The organism is Siphonobacter sp. SORGH_AS_0500 (genome assembly GCF_002838835.1).
Lineage (GTDB): Bacteria > Bacteroidota > Bacteroidia > Cytophagales > Spirosomataceae > Siphonobacter.
This window is the reverse complement of sequence record NZ_NHPP01000008.1, coordinates 172,476-192,572: the sequence shown is the minus strand read 5'-3', so window position 1 is coordinate 192,572 and position 20,097 is coordinate 172,476. Positions and strand designations below refer to the sequence as shown.

10 protein-coding genes and 2 pseudogenes are annotated in these 20,097 nt (G+C 46.7%); 4 read left to right on the top strand and 8 right to left on the bottom strand.

All coding sequences use genetic code 11. The features are described from left to right. Nucleotides 1-158 precede the first annotated feature (158 nt). From ruvA to BWI96_RS11635, 6 genes are all read right to left on the bottom strand, one after another. Nucleotides 159-752, bottom strand: a complete 594-nt coding sequence (ruvA, locus tag BWI96_RS11660; RefSeq protein ID WP_106636804.1) for a Holliday junction branch migration protein RuvA — start codon at nucleotides 750-752, stop codon at nucleotides 159-161. Between the two features lie 56 nt (nucleotides 753-808). Further along, nucleotides 809-2,245: a lytic transglycosylase domain-containing protein gene (locus tag BWI96_RS11655; protein WP_106636803.1), complete on the bottom strand. Its 1,437-nt coding sequence runs from the start codon at nucleotides 2,243-2,245 to the stop codon at nucleotides 809-811. A gap of 139 nt (nucleotides 2,246-2,384) precedes the next feature. Continuing rightward, complete coding sequence (gene gatA, locus BWI96_RS11650; RefSeq protein ID WP_106636802.1) at nucleotides 2,385-3,827, bottom strand: Asp-tRNA(Asn)/Glu-tRNA(Gln) amidotransferase subunit GatA; 1,443 nt, start codon at nucleotides 3,825-3,827, stop codon at nucleotides 2,385-2,387. A gap of 86 nt (nucleotides 3,828-3,913) precedes the next feature. Continuing rightward, complete coding sequence (gene tatA / locus BWI96_RS11645) at nucleotides 3,914-4,114, bottom strand: twin-arginine translocase TatA/TatE family subunit (RefSeq protein ID WP_106636801.1); 201 nt, start codon at nucleotides 4,112-4,114, stop codon at nucleotides 3,914-3,916. Nucleotides 4,115-4,216: 102 nt separating this feature from the next. After that, nucleotides 4,217-4,648 (bottom strand): YkvA family protein, encoded by a 432-nt coding sequence (locus BWI96_RS11640; RefSeq protein ID WP_106636800.1) that lies wholly within the window; start codon nucleotides 4,646-4,648, stop codon nucleotides 4,217-4,219. 171 nt (nucleotides 4,649-4,819) lie between these two features. Next, a complete protein-coding gene (locus BWI96_RS11635) occupies nucleotides 4,820-5,239 on the bottom strand; it encodes a MerR family transcriptional regulator (protein WP_106636799.1) in 420 nt (139 codons plus the stop codon). A 370-nt stretch (nucleotides 5,240-5,609) separates the two neighbouring features. Here BWI96_RS11635 and alaS point away from each other — a divergent pair. Next, nucleotides 5,610-8,239, top strand: a pseudogene (alaS, locus tag BWI96_RS11630) (alanine--tRNA ligase). Between the two features lie 169 nt (nucleotides 8,240-8,408). Then, the gene (locus BWI96_RS11625) at nucleotides 8,409-10,973 is read left to right on the top strand and encodes a TonB-dependent receptor (RefSeq protein WP_106636798.1); all 2,565 of its coding nucleotides are present in this window, start codon (nucleotides 8,409-8,411) and stop codon (nucleotides 10,971-10,973) included. A gap of 160 nt (nucleotides 10,974-11,133) precedes the next feature. On the opposite strand, the gene BWI96_RS11620 is transcribed toward BWI96_RS11625, so the two are convergent. Continuing rightward, a complete protein-coding gene (locus BWI96_RS11620; RefSeq protein ID WP_106636797.1) occupies nucleotides 11,134-11,856 on the bottom strand; it encodes an RluA family pseudouridine synthase in 723 nt (240 codons plus the stop codon). A 75-nt stretch (nucleotides 11,857-11,931) separates the two neighbouring features. Beyond that, nucleotides 11,932-12,447, bottom strand: a complete 516-nt coding sequence (locus BWI96_RS11615) for a hypothetical protein (RefSeq protein ID WP_157830326.1) — start codon at nucleotides 12,445-12,447, stop codon at nucleotides 11,932-11,934. Between the two features lie 134 nt (nucleotides 12,448-12,581). Between BWI96_RS11615 and BWI96_RS11610 the strand changes: the two are divergent. Both BWI96_RS11610 and BWI96_RS11605 read left to right on the top strand, forming a co-directional pair. Then, nucleotides 12,582-13,555: pseudogene (locus BWI96_RS11610) on the top strand (AAA family ATPase). A 668-nt stretch (nucleotides 13,556-14,223) separates the two neighbouring features. Then, on the top strand, nucleotides 14,224-19,692 hold the full coding sequence (locus BWI96_RS11605) for an alpha-2-macroglobulin (protein WP_106636795.1): 5,469 nt from the start codon (nucleotides 14,224-14,226) through the stop codon (nucleotides 19,690-19,692). Nucleotides 19,693-20,097: the final 405 nt, after the last annotated feature.

Here is a 20,097-nt window from a genome sequence, read left to right as displayed (position 1 = left end):
TGGGGTAGGTACGTGTTAACTATTGAGGGACTGAGGAACCAATGGCAGGTTACCGCAACCTAAACGCAGAAACTGGAGTAAAATTGCAAAAAAAAGTGGGATGGGCTCCCACTTGTTCGCAATTAAGAAATGGTATTTTTTAAAATCTATTTAAAACGTTATCTCAGTGATAATTTGATTAATTCTTCTACTGTACTATCCGGTTGTTTTTTCAGGATGGTATCCACGGATTTTTCGGCAACTGGACGAGGGATTCCCATGACAATCAAAGCTGAAATAGCATCCGTCCGGGCGGCTGAATTAGGGCCGAGGAAGAGGTTGGTTGTCATGCTGCCCGAAGCCAGGTGATCTTTCTTGAGTTTGTCTTTTAGCTCCAGAATCACCCGTTGTGCCGTTTTGGCTCCAATGCCCTTAATTCCCTGAATAACGCGTAAATCTTCGGTAATGATGGCTTGCCGGATTTCCACCGAAGAAAGTGACGAAAGCATAACCAGAGCCGTGTTCGGGCCAATACCGGAAACGCTTACTAAATCCAGGAATAACTGTTTTTCGGTCATCTCCCGAAATCCAAATAGGACATGAGCGTCTTCCCGAATATTCAGAAAAGTAAACAATCGACATTTTTCGTTTACCTCGGGTAAGGTCGAAAACGTTTGCAGAGAAATGCGAACTTCATAACCCACTCCCTGTACATCAATAATAATGTAAGCTGGTTCTTTTAAAGCTAGTTTTCCGTCTAGGTAAGCAATCATGGCAGGCGTGTATAGGGAACGAAAGGTGAGCCTTTCTGACTCACCTTTCGCTGGTTTTAAATCACAATTAACTTCTGGCCGGGTTTTACATCATTCCCCTTAATGCCGTTTAGTTTTTTCAGTTTATCAATGGAGATGCCACCGTACCGTTGCGAAATTTTCCAGAGTGAATCGCCGGGCTGAACGGTATGGTATTTCCGAACTTTACTCAACCGATCTTCACGTGAAGCCTTCGTCGTATTTTTCGCTAAAGTAGCCGTCGGTTGTGTACTTACATCCACCTGCTTGTAAATCACCAACGATTGTCCAGCATGAATTTTATTGTGACGACCCAGGTGATTCCAGTTTTTAAGCTGAGCATCGGCTACCTGATATTTGCGGGCAATTGAAAACAGGGTTTCGCCCCGACGAACTTTGTGGGACAATCGTTTCGACTGCGTTGTTACTTTCGCTTCTGCATCCTGATCTTCATCGCTTTCGTTGCTGGTTGTGTTGGAAGCCAGCATGGTACGCTCCGCAAACGGAGACTGTGTAGCAGACAGCATTACTTCCTGACGGTGAGCGTAAAAATGCTTTAGCTCCTCTTTAGGCAGGCGGATGGGATACCGACGGGTATCTTCTGGTAAAACATCCGTCAGAATCTGTGGATTCAGCTGTCTGAATTTATCGTAGGAAAATTGACCCGCAGTCGCCAGCATTTTCAGATTCATGTAAGAATTGACGTGAATCGTATCAAACGCAGCAATTGAGCGAACCGTATCGGGCTTGATGCCATGATCTGCGGCATAATGCATCATGTAAACAATCGCCGCGTATTGAGGTACATAACCCCGCGTTTCCTTGTGCAGGTAGGGATACACATCCCAATAGCTACTCTTGCCCGAACGGCGAACCGCCCGCGAAACATTGCCCGGACCGCTGTTATAGGATGCCAGCATCATTTCCCAGTCATTATTAAAAATCCGACCGAGTTGCAGGAAATACTTACAGGCCGCTTCGGTAGCCTTGTAAGGGTCAAAGCGTTCGTCTACGTATTTATCAATCCGTAACTTGAAATCAATGCGTCCAGTGCTGGGCATGAACTGCCATAACCCGCCAGCTCCGGCGTGTGAGATAATCTTGGGGTCTAGCCGTGATTCAATCAGGGAGAGATACTTCAACTCATCGGGTAATCCGTACTGAGCGAGGTATTTTTCAAAAATGGGAAAAAACAAGGCTTTTCGTTCCAGCATTTCCTTCACAAAAGAAGGCTTACGAAACGTAAAAAATTCGACGTACTGATGCGTTACATCGTTGTGATTCAGGGGAATCTCCTTTTGAAGTTTTTTCATCCGCTCGTGAACCAGGTTGTAATCAACCTGTGGCACGGAATCTTTCGTAACCGTAGCGGAAGCAATACTCTTTTGCGTCGAATCGGTCTGTGCTCCTACGGAACAAATCGAAAATGAGGCAATCGCTGCTGCAACAGTCAGGATTCGAATTGGTCTCATCATTGAGAGTTTGTTGTTAGGTGATACTGGAGTTTCCTCGCGAAACTCTCAGGACATACTTTATCGATCAGTGGGGCAGAAGGGTGCTCATTATTGCTCTTCTTGCAAAAAGCAATAACTTTCTATTCATTCGGTTGATTAATTACATCGTTAATTGCGGCTCAGTAATCCCCTCCAGAGACTTGGCAAAAGCAAGTAACTGTTCTTCGCCAAAGGCAGGGGCTATCACCTGAATGCCAACGGGTAAACCCTGACTATCTTTTCCCAGCGGAAGTGAAATAGCGGGAGTGCCCGTGAGGTTGGCCTGCACCGTAAAGATGTCAGCCAGAAACTCTTTTAAGGGGTCCGAAGACTTTTCTCCTAAAGGAAAGGCAACTGAAGGCGTGGTGGGATACAGAATAAAATCTACTTCCTGGAAATGCCTTTCGATTTCTTCCTTGATTAAACGCCGAACTCGCTGTGCTTTCGTGTAATAAGCGTCATAATAATTTGCACTTAAAACAAATGTCCCCAGCAGAATTCGTTTGCGGGCCTCGCTGCCTAAACCTTCGGTACGACTGAGTCGGTATAGCGAATCCAGATCAACGGCCTGCGGACTTCGGTAACCGTATCTAACGCCGTCGTAACGGGAAAGATTGGAGCTTACTTCAGCCGTAGTCAGAATATAATACGTTGGCAGGTAATAATGAGCCAACGGAAAATCAATCGGAACTAAGGTATGCCCTTCGGCCTGTAAGCGTTCAATGGTCTGACGAAGAACGGCTTTCACTGATTCGTCTACTCCTTCTGAATCGATACTTTCACGAAAATAGCCAATTTTTCTCAGACCACCCGAAGTTAATTTCTCCGAGTACGCAGGAACCGGGGTTTGCGAGACGGTGCTGTCCTGCTCATCCGCTCCCGCCATGACCTCCAGAATCAGGGCAGCATCTTCTACACAACGGGTAATCGGGCCGATGGTATCGAAAGAAGAAGCGTACGCTAACAGGCCCCAGCGGGATACACGTGAATACGTTGGTTTTAAACCGACTACTCCGCAAAAGGCAGCAGGCTGCCGAACCGAACCACCCGTATCGGTACCAATGGAAGCAAAGCATAAATCGGCCTGAACGGCAACGGCAGACCCACCCGAAGAACCGCCCGGTACCCGACTTTCATCGAAGGCATTTCGCACCGGACCGAAAGCAGAGTTTTCGTTCGAAGAGCCCATCCCAAATTCGTCGCAGTTCTGCCGACCAATAATCACTGCATCGGCATCCAACAGACGTTGCACGGCGGTAGCCGTAAACTGCGAGACGAATCCGTTCAGAATTTTACTCCCCCCTTGTACTCCGTGATCGGCATAGCAAAGTAGGTCTTTGATGCCGATGACCATTCCTGCCAGCTTTCCAGCCGTTCCGGCGGCTAGCTTGGCGTCTACACGACTGGCCTGAGTACGGGCATCGTCTGCGTAAACGTCCAGAAAGGCATTCAGATGAGTGTGATTTTCAATACGGTTCAGGTAATAATCGACCATGGCAAGGCAGGAAGTGGTGCCTTGGCGTAAATCCTGCTGAAGCGAACGGAAGGAGGAGTAGTACTTCAAAATATACTGGATAATCTGAGGATTCTGTAAAAAACGACAAAAGGGCCTAGCCGTGTGACTATGCCCTGAAGTAGTAGCAAAAACGACTATTTATTGGCTTCGTCGCCTGCTTTTTCAATTTCGCTGCGGACATCTTTACTAGCGTCCTTGAACTCGCGAATGCCCTTTCCTAAGCCTCTTGCGAGTTCAGGGATTTTCTTGGCTCCAAAGAGGAGAACAAGGGCAAAAATAATCAGGGCGATTTCGGGACCACCGAGGCCAAACGCCAAAATTGTTGCCATTTCCATAATCAATGTCTTTAATAATATGAATGTAAAGTTAAGAATTTCAGGTGAAAAATTCGGTATTTACTCCGAGCTTTTTCTTTTACACCATCGAAGGCTCGAGCCCTATTTTACCTCTTCAACCGTCACTGCTCCCCGTTTCTCCCACTCACTGAAGGCGTCCAGATCGGTGGAAATCGTGCGAAACAACCATACTAACAAGGCTACATCATCCGTAAATCCTACGATGGGTAATAAATCAGGAATCACATCAATGGGGCTGACAAAATAGATCAGCACAGTAACGGTTAATACCAGACTTTTCCAGGGTAATGTGCGGTACTCGCCTTTGGCATAAGCCCGAATCAGCCGTCCTAGTAAACTAATTTTTTCCTGTACATCGCTGATGATTCCAGCTTTGTTGGAAGCCTGGAAAACACGGGTCATTAACTGTAAAAGAAAAGCAGGATTACGAGCCGACTTGCTGGCTTTTTTCTGAGCACTTTTAAAAAAAACGGAATGTAAAATGCGTTCCAGGAGGTTCTTGGTATCAGCCATTAGAGTATGTAAAAATCAAAATTATAGTCGATAAATAACGCAAAAGAATACAACAAGAATGTCTTCTCTCTCCATAATTTCTCTAAAAACCCGTACCCCTGTTGAAAAGTTTTAGTAGCGGCAACAAAAAAGCCCACGAAGATCGCGGGCCTTTCCTTATGTTCTATTTCTTTATTTCACCTGACGAGCCAGCTTCAAGGTTTGCTCTTCATCTTTTTCCTCTTTATCGGCCACTTCAAACTTGCGATTACGTCCGGTCTTTTCATCAAGTGTAGCTTTCAGATCCAGCAGAAACTTGCGTAACTCCAACAGGGAATCTACCAGTTCGGTATTATTCTCCTGTTTGAATTCTTTGTTCTCAAGGTATTTGCGGGCTCCTTTTAAGGTATAGCCGCGTTCTTCAACCAGTTGATAGATAATCTCCAGTTGACGAATATCTTCTTTGGTATACATACGGTCGCCCCCCCGATTCCGCTTCACTTTATTTTTGAGCGTGGGGAAATTGTCCGTCCAATATCTCACTTTAGAGATATCAAACGAAAACATATCTGCTACTTCTCGTATGGTATAGTACCGCTTCTCGTCCGTCATAACCGCCGCATAGTAATAAGTTCCGGTGAAGGTGTTGCTAGCCCCAAAAGTCCATAGCCCTGCCCCTATTCTTTCTAACGTAAACTACGTCAGAAGAAATATGGTTGCAAGGTTAGGGAATTAAAAATAGGTCGATTGACCGTATTAGAGCCTTAAAAATGCCTTATTTTCTTTTAACAAATCCTATTTTCAAAAATATAATTTTAACATTTTTCTATAAACAATTGGTTTCAACAAAAAAAATTCTTCTCCGCAAAATCATTGCTCTTTCACACACCTTTCGCCCGCAAGGAAATTTAAATTACCTTTGCAGGCTAATTTCCAGCGGTTTCCTTTTAGTAACTGAAACCTGCTGACTCACGAATATCCCATGACTTCCAGAGAGATACGCCAGGCTTTCCTTGATTTTTTTGTATCAAAAGGCCATTTAATTGTTCCTTCGGCCCCGCTGGTGGCTAAAAACGACCCTACCCTGATGTTCAATAACTCAGGAATGGCTCAGTTTAAAGATTATTTCCTGGGTAACGGTACGCCTCCCTCCCGCCGGATCGCGGATACACAAAAGTGTCTTCGGGTATCTGGTAAGCATAATGACCTCGAAGATGTAGGGTTTGATACTTACCACCACACGATGTTCGAAATGCTGGGGAACTGGTCGTTTGGTGATTATTTCAAAAAAGAAGCATTACACTGGTCCTGGGAGTTACTAACGGAAGTGTATAAACTTCCCAAAGATCGTCTGTATGTATCGGTTTTTGGGGGTGACGAAAAAGACGGCGTGCCTTTCGATCAGGAAGCGTTTGACCTCTGGAAGGAAATTCTGGGTAGTGAAGACCGCATCATCTTAGGCAATAAAAAAGACAATTTCTGGGAAATGGGCGAAGTAGGTCCCTGCGGCCCCTGCTCGGAAATTCACGTGGACTTACGCGATCAGGACGAAGTGGATGCCATTCCCGGCAAGTCCCTCGTAAACGCCGATCACCCACAGGTAGTTGAAATCTGGAATAACGTCTTCATGCAATTCGAGCGAAAAGCCGATGGCTCGCTCGTACCTCTGCCCGCTCGTCACGTAGATACGGGAATGGGTTTTGAGCGTCTTTGCATGGCGATTCAGCAAAAAAATCAAATTACGATACCGACGTTTTCACCGGAACGATTGATTTCATTGCAAAAGCAGCTGGTAAGACTTACGGAGAAGATAAATGGGCAGACATCGCCATGCGGGTCATCTCGGATCACATCCGGGCCATTGCCTTCGCTATTGCCGATGGACAGTTACCTTCCAATGTTCGGGCTGGTTACGTCATTCGCCGGATTTTACGCCGGGCCGTTCGCTACGGATATACTTACCTGGGTTTCCGCGAACCTTTCCTGTACAGCCTGATTCCTTTATTAGCAGATCAATTCGATGGTGTTTTCCCCGAACTAATTGCTCAGAAAGATTTCGTAGCAAAAGTTATTCAGGAAGAAGAAGCGGCGTTCCTGCGTACGCTGGAAAAAGGGTTGACCTTATTAGATAAGATTCTGGCTCAGGAATCGGAAAGTAAGGTTATCGAAGGAGCTACCGTTTTCGAACTGAACGACACCTTCGGTTTCCCCGTGGATTTAACGGCTCTGATTGCTCGTGAACAAGGTTTTTCCATCGACGAAGCAGGCTACCAGAAAGCTCTTGCCGAACAGAAAAACCGCTCCCGGAAGGATGCAGCTACGGAGAAATCGGATTGGGTAGAATTACAGGAAGGCGGCAAAACCGTATTTCTGGGCTATGACCAGACCCAAGCCGACTCAACGCTCACGAAGTATCGCAAAGTAGAAGCCAAAGGCAAAACCCAATACCACATAGTGCTGGATCAAACCCCTTTTTACGCCGAATCTGGCGGACAGGTGGGTGATACGGGCGTACTGGCCTGGCCCAACGCCGAGCTAATTGTGGTGGATACCAAGAAAGAAAACGACCTTAGCATTCATGTCATTGAAGACGAGGAGTTTGAAGAAAAACTACAGGCTCACGGGACAAAGGTAAAGGCAAAAGTGGACGCTTCCCGCCGGAAACTGATTGCTTCCAACCACACGGCTACCCACTTAATGCACAGTGCTTTGCAGGAAGTATTAGGCTCGCACGTGGCTCAGAAAGGTTCGCTGGTGAGTCCTGATTTACTGCGTTTTGATTTCTCTCACTTCGCGAAAATGACGGATGAGGAAATTGCTCGGGTGGAACAACGGGTGAATGAAAAAATTCGTGAGAACATTGCTCTTCAGGAAGATCGTAACGTGCCCATCGACGAAGCTCGTCAGCGGGGAGCTACAGCGTTGTTTGGCGAGAAATACGGTGATTTCGTTCGCGTCATTACCTTCGACCCCAACTATTCGGTAGAGCTTTGCGGCGGTACACACGTACCCGCTACGGGAGAAATCGGCTTATTCAAGATTACTTCCGAAAGCTCTTCTTCGACGGGTGTTCGCCGGATTGAAGCCATTACTTCGGAGAAAGCCTTTGAATTGCTGGAAGAACAGTCCTCGTTACTAAGTCAGTTGAAAGAATTACTGAAAACGCAGGATGTACTGAAATCCGTTCAGGTCTTACTCGAAGAAAAAGCAGCCTTGCAAAAACGCGTAGATTCACTGGAAATCGAGAAATTAGGCTCTGTTCGGGAAGCCCTGGTATCGAAAATCAGTGAGAAAAATGGCATTCACTTCATCGCTGAACAAGTGGAAGTGCCCAACGCCGACGCTCTGAAACAACTGGCTTATCAGTTAAAAGATAAAGTAGATAACCTCTTCGCTTTGCTAGTAGCTGAAGTAGGGGGCAAACCTTCACTGGCTCTGATGATTTCTGAAAATCTGGTGAAAGAACGCGGCCTCAACGCCGGGCAGCTCGTTCGTGAATTAGCGAAGGAAGTCAAAGGCGGCGGTGGCGGTCAGCCTTTCTTTGCCACGGCTGGTGGTTCTGACGTATCAGGTTTACCGAAAGTAATTGAGAAAGCGGCTACGTTAATCTAGGAAGCTTTTTAAGACATCTATTAAAATAAAGAACCCTGACTTTTATGGAAGTCAGGGTTCTTTATTTTAATACGTCTTTAGTAAAAACAGGTATGGTTTTATTGATTATATTAAGCAACCTTTAACCATTTGTATCCATTACCCTTTTCTACATCACCCCAAACATTTTATGACAAAAAAAATATTTTTCTTCCTCTTGATTTCCATGTCGGCTTTCGCTCAGCGAATTACCGTTACCGGAAAAGTAACCTCATCCACTGGCGAAGTATTAGCCGGAGCAACCGTTATCGAAAAAAGTACTCATACGGGTACTGCTACCGATGCTAACGGTCAATATCGCCTTTCCGTAAGTGCGGCTAACGCCGTACTGGTAGCCTCATTTGTGGGGTATGATAAAGTAGAATTACCGCTGAACGGATTAACCACCCTGGACTTTTCTTTACAGGAAGGTAACCTTTTGAATCAGGTTGAAGTGGTGGGTTCCCGCAGTTTGAACCGATCTCCAACCGACACGCCCGCCCCGGTGGATATCATTGATTTGCAGAAGGTTATCTCACGCACGGGTCAACTGGACGTGAACCAGTTACTACAGTATGCAGCACCTTCCTTTAACTCGAACCGTCAGACGGGTGCTGACGGAGCCGATCACGTGGATCCGGCTTCCTTACGCGGCCTGGGTCCTGATCAGACCCTGGTATTAATCAACGGGAAACGTCGCCATCAGTCTTCGTTAGTGAACCTTTTTGGCACACGGGGCCGGGGTAATACCGGAACCGATTTGAACGCCATTCCGGCTTCTGCCATCGAACGCATTGAAATTCTTCGTGATGGAGCCGCTGCTCAATATGGTTCAGATGCCATCGCCGGCGTAATTAACATCGTGTTGAAAACGACGACTGACGTGCTGGAAGTAAATGCCAATGCCGGAGCGTATCAGGCTAAGTATCGCTTTGATGACAAGAAATTTGACGGTCTGAACTACAACCTGAACGCAAATTACGGGTTCAAAATCAAAAAAGATGGTTTTGTTAACCTCACCGCCGATTATAACTTCCGCGATCATACCAACCGGGCTAATACCACCCCGGGCGATCTAGTCCGCCGCCAGTACGGTGACCCCAAAGCTCAAAACTCGGCTTTATACCTGAACGCTCGTCTGCCTTTGTCGGAACGTACGCAATTGTATGCTTTTGGCGGACTGAATTACCGCAAAGGCGACGCCTATGCCTGGACTCGTTTTGCCGATAACGACCGCAATGTTCCAGCCATTTATCCCGATGGTTTTGATCCCATTATTTCCAGTAAAATCAACGATCGTTCGATTACCGTGGGCGTTCGTCATTTACTCGGAAAAGCAGAACTTGACGTCTATAACACCTTCGGCTCGAATCGTTTTCATTACTTCGTTAACAATACGCTGAATACCTCGCTGGGAGCTTCCTCACCCAGATCTTTCGACGCGGGTGGATTTCAGTTGAATCAGAACGTAACGGGTCTGAAATTCTCTCGTTTCTATAAGGAAGCCCTGCAAGGATTCAACTTTGCTGCCGGAGCCGAGTACCGCATGGAGAATTATCAGATTTTTGCGGGAGAAGAAGCTTCCTATCGTAGTTACAAAACGGGCGTAGCTCCCGGTGCTCAGGGTTTTCCGGGTTTCCAGCCAGGCGATGTGATCAATAAAGGTCGGGCGAACCTGGGGGTTTATGTGGATATGGAAGCCGACATTACTAAAGCATTCCTGTTTGGCGTAGCAGCTCGTTATGAACATTACAGCGACTTTGGCGGAACCATTAATGGAAAACTTTCGGCCCGCTACAAAGTAACGGATTTCCTGACCTTGCGGGCCACAGCCAGCACGGGTTTCCGGGCACCGTCATTACCCCAGATTTACTTCAATTCTACCATTACTAACTTCGTAAATGGTATACCCGTTCAAGTATTAATTGCTCGTAATAACAGTCCGGTAACGCAGACGTTGGGTATTCCTAAACTGAAGCAGGAAACTTCTCAGAACTTAAGTGCAGGCATTACCCTGAATCCAACCAATAATTTGTCATTAACAGTGGACGGTTACCTGGTTAAAATCAAAAATCGGATTGTGTTAACCGGTCAGTTTAGCGATGACGACGATGCGATTGGCGAAGATTTAAAAGCTCTGAATGTTGGACAAGCTCAGTTTTTTACCAACGCCATTTCAACGACAACCAAAGGGCTAGACGTAATCCTGACCCATCGCACGGGCCTTGGCAATGGAAGTTTAACGTCTTCGTTAGCGGCCAACTTTAATCAGTTAACGATCAATGGAGAACCTAACACAACGCCCAAACTGAAAGGCAAAGAAGACATTTATTTCAACTTACGCGAACGTTATTTCACTATAGCTTCCGCTCCTCCTTCGAAGATTAATCTGTCTTTTGATTATACCCTTCGTAAGTTCAACGTTATGCTGCGTTTCGTTCGTTTTGGTGAAATCAAACTAGCGAACTGGAATTATGCCGAAAACGTACCTGACGCCGAGAAATTTGATATTTACAAGCCGAAAGTAACCACAGACGTAACCCTGGGTTATCGCTTTACGCCTAAAGTGGGCTTAGCCCTGGGTGCCACCAATATCTTTAATGTCTATCCTACCATGCACGTTCCCAGCCTGACCGAATCCGGCGGAGCCTGGGACCCTGTTCAAATGGGTAATAACGGTACTTTCTGGTTTACACGCTTGAATCTGAAGTTTTAGTTGATAGTTGTTTGTTGATAGAAAAAAAAGGGTTACGGAGCGATTCCGTAACCCTTTTGTGTGGTGGTTGGTTATTCGTTGTTAGATTATCCAAGGACAACTAAAAACAAACAACTGTCAACCAAAAAATAACCAACAACTATCAACCAATAACCATTAACTAACCATTTTTCTCCAGCTGCTTCACCAGAACCTCGAAATCTTTTGGGTACGGAGCTTCAATTTTTACTTCTTCCCCATTCAGTAAATTAAAGGTCAGTGAGTACGCATGCAGAGCGACGCGTTTCATCAGAGGTTGCTCGTCAGTATCTTTTTTAAGATTGAATTTCTTCTTCAACTGAGACAGAAAAACGGGCTTCCCGCCGTAGGTTTCATCCGAAACGATGGGAGCTTTCATACACATCAGGTGTACGCGAATCTGGTGCATGCGGCCCGTAATAGGTAAGCATTCCACAATGGTATATTGGCGGTAGGCTTTCAGCGTAAAAAACAGCGTTTCGGCCTCTTTCCCTTTCGCCCGGTCAATCTTCACAACGCCATCGCGGGGCAGGGCCAGAATGGGCAAATACACCGATTCTCCCTGAAAATTGTGTACACCATTCACCACGGCATGATACCGTTTCACCGTCTCACGGTGCTCAAACTGCATGGATAAATGTCGGTATGCTTCGGGGTTTTTAGCAATCGCCAGAGCACCTGACGTTTCTTTATCCAGACGATGGCAAAGCTGGGCGTCATCACTATACGCTTTAGCCATCCTTAAAATACTCAGGGAGTTATCCGCCTGACGCTCATCGAGCGAGGCAATGTAAGGGGGTTTATTAATAACGATGTAATCTTCGTTTTCGAAAATGATTAAATCCTTAAAATTCAGTGGCTTCATGCCGCAAAGGTACGGCTTTCAATCGTTATCTGATTTACAGAACTAATCTTTCCTTTTTAATTTAAGCGATAAAATTCACCCGCCGGGGCTGGGTGTTTTATCATCCAGCAACGTAGAATCGGCGACAATTCCTGTTTCAGGAGCTCCAGCTTCAATCCAGCGGCGAACAAAATCAATCTGACCAACCGATAGAGGTGAACCACCTAACGGCATGGGACTACCGTAGAATTTTCCCCCGTGGTGCGAAGCATTGAAATTCAATTTGTGATAAAACAGGCTTTCCAGGGATTTGTAAGTTTTAACCCGTAACAAACCATCCGAAATAGCCAGTGCATTAACCGGAGCTACATTAAAGAGATTTTTGTAAGCCTGTCCAGCCGCTAATACTAATTGATGAGTAGCATACCCTGGGTCCTGCGGAGAGGCATGGCATCCCGCCGTTGCACAGGTCGGCGTCAGAATTCGGCGTTGAATTTGCGAAAATGTACCGGATGGGGGAACCGTCGGGCTTGGTTCGGGGCTGGGTTTCTTTTTACAGGCACTTATCCCAATTCCCAGCATTAATAGGTAAACTAGTAAATTTCGTATCATCAGCATCGCTCGTAGTAGTCAACGTACTTCGGTAAACGTTACAAATCGCTTTAGTATTGAAATGATGGTTTAAATTCATCGGGAAATTCGGCGTGGATTCTGTATTTTGCCACCTTTTCAACGCAACACAGTACATGGACGCCTTTGAATCTCGTATTGACTTAAGTGAACTTTACCAGACCGTGGCCGACATTCGGACGGAAGTAGGTAAGATAATTATTGGGCAGAATCCATGATTGACCTGCTTTTGACGGCTCTTTTCGCAGACGGTCACGTACTTATCGAAGGCGTACCCGGTGTGGCGAAAACGCTGACGGCAAAGATACTGGCGAAAACGATTTCGGTAGATTTCAATCGAATTCAGTTTACGCCCGACTTAATGCCATCAGACGTGCTCGGAACTTCCGTTTTCAATCCTAAAACCTCTGATTTTGAATTCAAACCCGGACCTATTTTCTCGAACATCATTCTGATTGATGAGATCAACCGGGCTCCGGCCAAAACGCAGTCGGCCCTATTTGAAGTCATGGAAGAGCGGCAGGTAACTAACGCGGGCCATACTTATCACATGACGGCTCCGTTTCTGGTGTTAGCTACGCAAAACCCCATTGAGCAGGAAGGAACGTATCGTTTACCTGAAGCTCAACTGGATCGTTTTCTATTCAAAATTGTCGTTCAATATCCTTCGCTGGATCAGGAAACGGAGATTCTAAAGGGCCACCACCAACGCCGCCAGATTGCGGATGCAATGGATACCATTCAGGCCATTCTTTCGAAAGAACAATTAGCGGCCTTACGCGAAAAAGTTCGGCAGGTATTAATCGAAGATAAAGTTCTGACTTACATCGCTCAGATCGTTCACGAAACGCGTAATTCCAAGTTTCTTTACCTGGGGGCTTCTCCACGGGCATCGGTAGCTTTATTAAATGCATCCAAAGCCTTAGCCGCCCTGCGAGGCCGCGATTTCGTTACCCCCGAAGACGTACAGGAGTTAGCCACTCCGGTCTTACGTCACCGACTGATTCTTACGCCCGAAAAAGAAATGGAGGGCACTACGCCAGATGCGATTATCGACCAGATCATCAAAAAAATCGAAGTGCCGCGTTGAGTTTTCAGTGGGCGGCTTTCTGTTTTCAATGACCATCCGTTGCCAGCTTTTTCGCTGGCAACATTGAGTATAAGACCATTGCATCAACAATAACAACTGAGTTGACTGGGTCTATCCAGAACGGGTTTGGATAGACCCAGTCTGGATAGACCCAGTCATTCAAGAATACTTTCCTACTAGTAACTTATGTTCCAGCGAAAAAGCTGGCAACGGCAGGGTAAGTATACACCTCCCTTCAGTTAACCATAGATAACTCCGAAGGGGCATTCCAACACCTAAAGTTATCCGTATTGACTCCTTTCGGGTTCTTGTTAATAATACTACCCAAGAATACTTCCCACTAGTAATTCATGTTGCCAGCGAAAAAGCTGGCAATGACAGGGTAAGTATACGTACGTCTCCCCCAGTGGAGTTAAAACTATGGGTAATTCCAGGTGCTAACCCAGGGGATTTTTTTAGATCCCCGATCTATATCATAATTCCTTCTTTTGCTGGTAACAGTCATTGTAAGACCATCGCATTGACAACCCCAGCGGGGGTCAATATTAGGTAGCTACGGATAACAACCCGGGGAAATAAATCCTATCTTACAGCCGTTTAGCATTCAGTTTTTCTTTGAAACTGAAAACAGACAACTCCTTACTTCAATCTAAATTCCTTTATACTCTATGCGTGGGCTTCGGGTGCTTGGGCTGCTGGCTCTGTCTGTCTTTTTTTCGACCTGTTCGAAACTCAATGAGGTCGTTATTCGGGCTACAAACTTTGAAGATGAAATTCAGTTAGCTCAAAATCTGGTTTTTACTTTTAATAAAGACCTCGTTCCTGATGCAGAGCTGGGAACCTGGCAAAGCACGAAGTTCATCGAGTTCGAACCTGCCATTCAGGGCCGATTTAAATGGGTAGGTAAAAACGAGCTGGTCTTTTCGCCCGCCGCTTCCTTCCAGCCCGCCACCGAGTATCAGGCCCGGCTTTCCGATAAGTTACTCACGCAGGTAAAAGAGCAGTCTCTGGGTGTTTCTTCCGAAAAGCTCCATTTTCATACGCCTTATCTACAACTTCAAACCACCGAAGCCTATTGGACCAAGGCGAAAACGAGCGGACAGGCCGTAGCCAAACTCCGGCTGAATTTCAATTATCCGATTTCCGGCGGTCAGGTAGGCTCCAAACTGAACGTTACCCGAAAAGATGAAAAGGTGGGCTTTAGCGTAGCTCAACAGGGCACTACGGCTTCCTTACCTCTTAGCTTATCCGGCGTTCAGGATGCTCAGACACTGAACTTGAAACTCGATGCAGGCATTCAGGCCGTTTCTACTTCGTACCAGTCGAAAGAACCCATTGCATTCAAAACAACCTTACCCGACCCCAAAACGCTGGAAATTGTTGGTGTAGAATCAGGTTTCGAAAATAATCGTGGCTTTATTAAAGTAACCACCACCCAGGAACTGAATCCTGAATCCATTGCTTCGGCGTATACACTGAACGCCAGCACCCACACAAAAGCGGTTACTGAATACGACAGTTTAGGAAACCCTTTACCCGCTAAAGAAACCAAAACCAGCGTTGCTACGCAGACGGAGTTATTGGAAAACGGATTTATCATCCGAGGCGATTTCAACGAAACGGATACCTATACCTTAACGCTCAATGAGCAATTGCGGGGTGTTCTTGGCCCGGCTCTTAGCGAGACGTACACCAAAGATTTATACTTTGGACGAATGCCCGCCGCTCTGGAATTTGTGCATAAAAAAGCGGTATATCTGAGCTCCAAAGGGCACCGGAATGTGGCCGTTCAGGTAACCAACATCCCCAAAGTACAGGTTCGGATTTCGAAGATTTACGAGAACAATATTCTGGCTTACCTCCGTAATAACCGATACCGTGATTATCGCTACGAGAATGATGCCTACGTTGAAGGGGGCTATGTGTATTCCGAAGATGGTGGAGCCTACTCGGATCTGGTGGTTAATAAAACCATTGAAACCGAAGATTTACCCAAAAATGGCGGCGTTTCCTTACTGAACCTCAGCTTACCTGACCCGACGAACCAGTTCCGGGGAATTTATCTGGTTTCGCTGCATTCGGCTGACGAATATTACCATTCCGCCACCAAGCTGGTCAGCATTTCTGATATTGGCTTAGTGACTAAAAACGCAGGCGATGAATGCCTCGTTTTTGCTCACTCCATCCGTTCCACCGAACCCCTGAGTAATGTTGAAATCAAGCTGATCTCTTCGAACAACCAGACCATTCAAACCGCCAAAACCGACTCGAAAGGTGTTGCTTTATTTAAAGACTTAAAAGAAACTTCTTTCACTACGGCACTGGTAACGGCTCAGACCGAAGATGATTTCAATTACCTTTTTCTGGAAGATACGCAGGTGCCCACCAGTCGTTTTGAAGTGGACGGCAAACGAGACAATAGCTCGGGTTTTGAAGCTTTCCTCTACGGCGACCGCAACATTTACCGCCCCGGTGAGACGGTGCATTTTAATACCATTGTACGTAAACACACCTGGGAAACACCGGGTGAAATTCCGTTAAAAATTCGTTTTCTGATGCCAAACGGTCGGGAATACCGAACGCTTCGCCTGACTACCAATGCCCAGGGAGCCGTAGCCACCGATATTCCCCTTGAAACAGCCGTTGTTACCGGGACGTATCAGTTGGAAGTATTGAATGCCAATGATGTCATTCTGACTTCGCAGCCCATTTCGGTAGAAGAATTCATGCCGGATCGGATCAAAGTTGAAGTAAGATCACCGAAAGAACGCTATAATTCCGGTGAAACGGTACCCATTTCGGCCACGGCTACCAACCTCTTCGGTCCTCCGGCATCGGATCGAAATTATGAGATGGATGTACAGGTGAAGCGGCAACTTTTTCAGCCTAAAGGTTACGAAAGTTTTGTCTTCGACATACAGGACAATACCAAGTTTGAAAACATGGTTCGGCAGGGCAAAACCAATGCCGCCGGACTGGCCACGGAAGGTTTCGTATTACCCGCTAGCTGGCAGGACATGGGTTTGCTGGAAGCTAAAGCCTTTGTAACCGTCTTCGACGAAACGGGTCGTCCGGTGAATCGTTTGCAGAAGTTTACGATACAGACACAGCCCATTTTGTACGGCATCGGCATGCCCGATACTTATGTGGGTACCAATGCTCCGGTTACGATTCCACTCGTAGCGTTAAATGCGGATGGAAAGCTCCAAAATACTCAAGGCCAGCTTGACATTGTTAAGCACGATTACCAGACGATTATTGAGAAAAACACGGATGGTTCGATGAAATATTCGTCCAAAAAACAATCAAAAATCGTCTTTAGTCGAGCCGTTGCCTTCACCAAAGGCCGGGCTTCGGTGAGTTATGCTCCCCCCGTTTCCGGGGAATACGAAGTTCGTCTTCATCGGGCAGGTTCGCGAAACTGGACGAGTCAGTCGTTTTATGCCTACGGTTACGGTCAAACCAGTTCCACTGCTTTTGAAGTAAATAATGAAGGTCAGGTAGAAATGACGTTCGATAAACCTTCCTATCAGGTTGGCGATCAGGCGAAAGTATTATTCAAGACGCCTTTTTCGGGAAAACTGTTAGTTACCATTGAACGCAATCGTGTGCTTGAGCATCACGTGTTGACCACTGATCATAAATCTGCCGAGTTAAGTTTCTCGGTAGGTAAAGAGCACTTGCCTAACGTTTACGTAGCAGCGACGCTTTTCCGAGAAATGAATGACGAAGATTTACCGCTGACGGTAGCTCACGGGTATGCTCCCCTTATGGTTTCGGATGCCGATAACCAATTAGACGTAGCCATTACTTCCGTCGAAAAATCCCGGTCGAAAACGCGTCAGACGATTCGTGTAAAAACCGCCCGGAATGCTCAGGTAACCCTTGCCGTGGTGGACGAAGGCATTCTTCAACTGAAAAACTACAAATCTCCTGATGCCTATGGCTTCTTTTATCAGAAGCGGGCCCTGGAAGTGAATGGCTATGATCTCTACGCCTATCTGCATCCCGAGTTAGGCATTCGCTCGCGAAGCTCTGTCGGTGGAGACGGGTTTGATATGGAAAAACGGGTGAATCCACTGGCCAACGGTCGGGTGAAACTCGTGGCTGTCTGGAGCGGAATCCTGCAAACAAATGCCAGCGGTGAGGCCAGCTTTAACGTAGACATCCCCCAGTTTTCGGGTGATTTACGAGTCATGGCTGTGGCCTATAAAGACCAAGCGTTTGGGTCAGCCACACAGCACATCAAAGTTGCCGACCCGCTGGTGATTAGCACGGCCCTACCTCGTTTTGCCAGTCCTTCCGATGAACTGATTGTCCCGGTTAACATTACAAATACCACGAAGAAGACAGCCTCCATAACCGCAACTTTACAAGCGACGGGAGCCTTACAAAACCAGACGCCAGCTCCGCAAACCCTCAGCATTAATCCTGACGCCGAAGGTCGGGTTAACTTCAACATCAAAGCCGCTCAGGCCATTGGCACGGGTAAGGTAAAAGTGTCAGTCAAGGGACTGGGAGAAACGTTTACGGAAGAGGTTGACCTTACCGTTCGGCCTAGTGTTGGCTTAGTGAAAACTTCTGTTTCAGGAACCGTAAATGCCGGGCAAACGGCTACCTTACCGCTTTCGCTTCAGGAATTTGTTCCCGGAACCGTTAAGGCTTCCTTACGAGTAAGTCGCTCGCCACTGGTTTCGCTCTCGGATCGGCTCGATCATTTACTGAGTTATCCTTACGGATGTCTGGAGCAATCGGTTTCGGCGGCGTTTCCACAGTTATACTTCGCCGATCTGGTCAAGACGATTCAAACGGATCGGAAACCGTACCTAAAGTCTGGTACCTCAGACCTGAACCCAGCGGCTAATGTAGCGGCAGCTTTACGTAAAATTGAAACGTTGCAGTTGTATAACGGCGGTTTAGCCATGTGGCAGGCGGGTCAACGCGACGAATGGTGGGCAACGGCTTATGCAGTGCATTTTATGATTGAAGCTCAAAAAGCTGGCTATGAAGTAAATGCCAACACGCTGAGTAAAGCCTTGGATTACCTCAACCAGCAGGTAAGCAAGCAGGCCAATGAGAAGGCTGTTATTCTTAATGAAGACGGCAGAATCACGAATCGAATGCAAGCTCGTCGTGAAACCATTTATAGCCTCTATGTTTTGACGCTGGCGGGCCGTTCCAATCGCTCAGTGATGAATTATTACAAGGCCAATACGTCTTTATTGACCACTGACTCGCGGTATTTGCTGGCAGCGGCCTTCGGTTCGCTTGGTGATGAAACCAGTAAATCGGCCTTATTGCCCAAACAGTATCCAGTCGATCAAAGTCCGCGGCAAACGGGAGGTAACTTTTCAAGCCCCATTCGGAATCAGGCTCTGGTACTGAATACCTTACTGGAAACGGATGCGACTAACCCCCAAATTCCGGGACTGGCTCGGCAGCTTTCGGCAGCGGTACGGCAAAATCACTGGCTTTCTACACAGGAAGAAAGCTTTGCCCTGCTCGCCTTGGGTAAACTGGCTAAACAGTCGGCTGCCTCTACCGCCACCGCTCAAATCAAGGCAGCCGGACGTTCTCTGGTCACCTTTACGGGTAAGGATTTATTCATCAATAAAGGATTACAAACGCCACTCACCCTCGCCACTTCGGGCAAAGGTTCGCTCTATTACTTCGCTCAGGCAGAAGGTCTATCACAGGGGAATACTGTTCCGCTGGGTGATCAGATTCTGGAAGTTCGGAAACAGTATCTTGACCGAAGTGGACAGCCCATTACCCGTAATCTTCGGCAAAATGAGCTAATCGTTGTTCGGGTAACGGTGCGAACGCAGAATGGATTACCCGTTGAAAATGTGGTGATCACGGATATGTTACCAGCGGGGCTGGAAATCGAAAATCCCCGCATTACACCTGAACGCGACCTAAGTTGGATTAAAGGCCAATCCTACCCCGAGCACTTTGATTTACGTGACGACCGGATTCATTATTTTGTATCGGTTTCCGGAAAACCCCAAACGTATTATTATTTAGCCCGAGCCGTATCCAAAGGCAAATTCACCGCTGGCCCGGTATCAGCCGATGCGATGTATAACGGAGAGTATCGAAGTTATTCAGGCGGTGGAATTGTAACGGTTGAATAAGTCTAAGGCGGTTTTTAGGTACCGTTTGGGATTACAAATCCCTGACAGATTGCTTTCGGATTTGTAATCCGAAAGCAATCTGTCTTTGAAGGTTATTAACTAGAGATGCCGCTGCCAGCGTGGCCCGGCCAGCCTTTTTGCTGGCAGCACTAACCTAGGCTATGAAGTATATAATGCTATCAACATAGCCTGAACAACCTTTTCGCTGACATCTAAGGTAACCCCATACTTGCCTGACCCAAATATTCTCAATACCACCCCACTGGAAGCCTATCTAACTATTTCATCACTCGACGAAGCCAAGCGACTGCGAAAGAGGTATCTGGTTTTTACGCGATGGATCTCGGTCCTACATTCTTGATCGTGCGTGTTTTTCGAAAAAAGGCTTTTATTTCGTATTGAAAA